Raw genomic sequence first — 3,145 nt, 5'->3', positions numbered from 1 at the left:
ACGGGAGTCGGCCCTTCGACCTCCACACGCGGAATCATCGAACCGGTCACGACGACCGTTTTCAGCTCTTTCGGATTCTGTGCGCTGCTCTGCTGCTGATTATTGGAAGACGTGCTCTGCTGCTGATCGCTACCCGACGTCGTCGACGTCTGCGCGACGGCATACGGCGCGAACAGCGCCATCGCCAAAGAACTGGCCAATACGCCGCGGCGTACGTGAATGGTTTTCATGTTGTCCCCTCCCGGTAAAAAACGATGTTGCTCGCCGCTTCGGCTCCCCTGACGACACGATCAAGTCGAAGCTGGCATGTATGGGTCTGTTTATACGTGCTTCGGTCGAGCCGAAGCTTCATGGGTCAAACGGCATCGGGCATGTGGAAGATGTGTACGTTCCTCCGGTCTGGTGGTCAGAACATCGTCGTCCCGTCGATGCGCCAATGGAGCGCCTGCATGCAGGCGTTTGAAGTCAATCCTGCGAAGCTTGTGGGGCGTGATTCATCAACCAGCTCGCCGCACCGATCACGCCCAGTTGCGCGTGATCCACGACATGCACGGGTACGGTCTGCTGGAACGGACGCATCACTCCCTTGTCCAGAAAGCGGCTGACGAAACTGCTTTTCGCCATGAAATCGGTCATGCGCGACAGGAACCCACCCGCAACGTAAATGCCCCCTGTCGCGCCATAAAGCATGGCCAGATCGCCTGCAAAAGATCCCAGCCATCCGCAGAACAACTGCAATGCTTCCACCGCTTGCGCATTCGTGTTGGCGCATGCCGCGGCGGTGATGGCGGCCGGTTCGTCGCATTCGCACGGCACGCCGTCGAGACGGCACACTGCTTGGTACAAACGCAGCAGGCCAGGACCAGACAATACCGAGTCGTAAGGAATATGCGTATCAGGCGCCACCAGTTCGCCGAGCACAGTTTGCTCCCGACCGACGCGCGCTGCCAGTTGGATATGCCCCGCCTCGGTCGCCAGCACATGTGGCGGTGCACCAGGCAGGCGTACCGCTACGCCAAGCCCTGTACCCGGTCCAACCACCACCACCGGGCCTTCTTCGGCCTGCCTGCTGCGGCGGGGATCGTGCAGCGTGACCATGCTGGCGGGATCGAGATATGCCGTGCCGTAGGCCAACGCTTCAAAGTCGTTGAGCACTTTCACTTCGCGCAGCGCCAGCGCCCTTTCCAGCTCAGCCGGAACGATGGGCCACTGCAAATTGTTATTGACCACCTCGCCTTCGTGCAGAAAGCCCGCGCACGCCAGCGCAAGGCGCTGCGGCTTGGTCGAGTAGGCATCACAGAAGGCATGCACGATCGCATCGAAGCTGGCAAAGTCCGCACACTTGTACACGTGGTACGCCAGCGTGGTGGGAATGCCCTGCCCCGGCTGAAAAGCAATCAGGCCGATACGCGCGTGCGTGCCGCCCACATCGGCGGCGAGGAAAACGTCTTGTTTGCCGGGAGAAGTCATCACGGATACCGACGATACGGTTTCGCCGTGTGAGGTGACGTCAGCAAGAAGGGCATCTGCGGCGGAAGCATGTCGCACGGCGCGAAAACCTTCATAATTGCCATCATCACGCATGTTGCCGCCCCGCTCCGCAAACCGGTCGCGTTGTGCTGATCTTCTGCAGTGAAACTGCAACCCTCATAACTCCCCCAACGCTGATCGTCCCGATCATTCATATACGAACGTCCAGTTCATATATATGTGGCCTGAAGCTTATATGCGTTGTTTAGATCGTGGCAAGTCGCGACGCAACAGAAATGGAACTTTTTCTGTATCTTGCGCTCGCCCGAACGATCAGGCAGCGCTCAAAGCTGTTTGGGATCGAGCACCACGTGGGCAATGCGCAGCCGCTTCCACGTATAGGTGATGTGTATCCGGCCATCCTGGGCCTGGATGACGGCCGGGTAGGAGAACTCGGCGCCGGGGCTGTTTTCCAGCGTAAGTACTTGTTTCCAATGAACTCCATCCGCCGAGATGGCGACCGCGAGCGTGCCGCGGCCTTCCCACCAGTCCTTGCCGTGCTCCGTCGGGTTGTAGACCAGGCAGGCACGGCCGTCGGCGAGTATCACCGCATCGATGCCGGAATTGGGATTGGGCACGTCCAGCAGCTTCAGGCTAGACCAGGTATGCCCGCCATCGCTGGACCAGGTATCGAACAGGCGATTCTGCTTGGTGCGCCCGATCGCCTGCAGCTTGCCGCGACCCCAGGGCAAGAGGCTGGGCTGGATGGCTTCGATGCCCTCAGGGTTGGGCACCGCATTACTTTGCTGCCAGGTCGCGCCGCCGTCGCGGGAAAGCTCGAAATGAATCGTCCAGCGCCCCAGCTCGGTGCTTGATGGACTGACGACGCTGTCGTCGGCGAGTTGCACCGGTTTGTCCTTGATGGGCCCAAGAACACCACCCGGCAGCGCGTGCGCGTTGGACCAATGCACGCCGTTGTCGCTGGATGTCTTGACCATGCCGCGCCAGTGTTGTGGATCAGGGCCGACTTTGTAGAACAGCATCAGCGGTCCGTGGCGCGGAAGAAACAGCACGGGATTCCAGGTCGGCTCGCGATGGTCATCGGGTTGCACGCCATTGGCTACTTCGACTGGCGTGGTCCAGTGGCCATGCACGTGGCGCGAGAGCCAGATGCCGACGCTGGGATCGCGTTCCTGTTTGCCGCCGAACCAGGCTGCGACGAGGCCGCTTGGTGTTTCGACAATGGTGGAGGCGTGGCTTTGCTTTGTGGGTGGGGCTGTGGTGATGAATTCGCGCAGGACGATGGGGTTATGGCCGGCCACGGCAGTCAATGATTTGCCCAGCAGCAAAATAAATGCAAAACCCGCATGTCCACGCATTGCTCGATATTCCGCCTAATGCCTCTGACGCTCACGTTGCGACATCCGTTCGCTACGCTCGCAACCCACCCTAACACTCAAAACCAGGACTTTTCACCACCGGACGTTCCCTTTTTCGTCATTCCAGCGAAAGCTCATTGCTGTCCGGGGGAAATTCGCTGCGCTCTAGACAAGCACATCTGCAACTCAACCGAAGCCCCTTTTTTTCCAGCAAATTCAAAGCTAGCGATTCGTCGCCCCGGCGAACGCCGGGGCCCAGTGTCTTTGACGACCTGTAAGTCGCTGGATCCCGGCTT

At 59.8% G+C, this 3,145-nt stretch carries 3 protein-coding genes; all 3 read right to left on the bottom strand.

Annotated features, from left to right (window positions below):
• Positions 1 to 230: hypothetical protein (locus VJR68_RS16110; RefSeq protein WP_324149358.1), on the bottom strand; the 230-nt coding region annotated here is incomplete at its 3' end.
• A 235-nt stretch (positions 231 to 465) separates the two neighbouring features.
• A complete protein-coding gene (locus VJR68_RS16105; protein WP_324149357.1) occupies positions 466 to 1,584 on the bottom strand; it encodes a glucokinase in 1,119 nt (372 codons plus the stop codon).
• A gap of 230 nt (positions 1,585 to 1,814) precedes the next feature.
• Complete coding sequence (locus tag VJR68_RS16100) at positions 1,815 to 2,849, bottom strand: sialidase family protein (protein ID WP_324149355.1); 1,035 nt, start codon at positions 2,847 to 2,849, stop codon at positions 1,815 to 1,817.
• Between the last annotated feature and the right edge of the window lie 296 nt (positions 2,850 to 3,145).

The sequence above is a fragment of the Dyella sp. genome (genome assembly GCF_035277725.1).
Taxonomy (GTDB): domain Bacteria; phylum Pseudomonadota; class Gammaproteobacteria; order Xanthomonadales; family Rhodanobacteraceae; genus Dyella_B.
This window is presented reverse-complemented; position numbering and strand designations above follow the sequence as displayed.

Coding starts and splice junctions, on each gene's coding strand:
- VJR68_RS16105 (WP_324149357.1), bottom strand. CDS start 1,584: ATGCGTGATGATGGCAATTATGAAGGTTTTCGCGCCGTGCGACATGCT.
- VJR68_RS16100 (WP_324149355.1), bottom strand. CDS start 2,849: ATGCGTGGACATGCGGGTTTTGCATTTATTTTGCTGCTGGGCAAATCA.